This window comes from Pseudomonas sp. PME37.24/025, assembly GCF_055556615.1.
This window is the reverse complement of sequence record NZ_JBVHNK010000052.1, coordinates 1-374: the sequence shown is the minus strand read 5'-3', so window position 1 is coordinate 374 and position 374 is coordinate 1. Positions and strand designations below refer to the sequence as shown.

The 374-nt window shown below is 63.9% G+C and carries 1 protein-coding gene; it reads right to left on the bottom strand.

Annotated elements, in window-relative coordinates:
• On the bottom strand, positions 1 to 204 hold a 204-nt coding region (locus ACZ3HH_RS29450; protein WP_465810040.1), incomplete at its 3' end, for a hypothetical protein.
• Between the last annotated feature and the right edge of the window lie 170 nt (positions 205 to 374).

Genomic DNA, 374 nt, shown 5'->3' with positions numbered 1-374 from the left:
ACTGTTCTTCGCGAGACCGACGATTCCCGTGATCAGAATGATGAGGAAGATGACGGCGAAGATCGGCGACAGGATCAGCGCCACGATCAGCAGCGCGACGCCGAGCACGATCCAGAGCCAGGTCGGAATGCGTCTTTTCGTCTGACGGCTTCCGGGCGCGGAAAACGGATTTGTTGCGCCTGCGCGCACGGTCGATCGAATCATGAATGCGCCCCCCGACGCGTGGGAAATCCCCCCAATTGATCCCGAGAATAGCGGGAAACGGGGCGCGTGTGTTCGTGGGGTGGCGGTGGATCCGGGGTGCCGTCAGTCGGTGGCATCCGGGATCGTCAGGTCGACCGTCGGCCACGCCGGGAGCGGGTCGTCGAACGCGG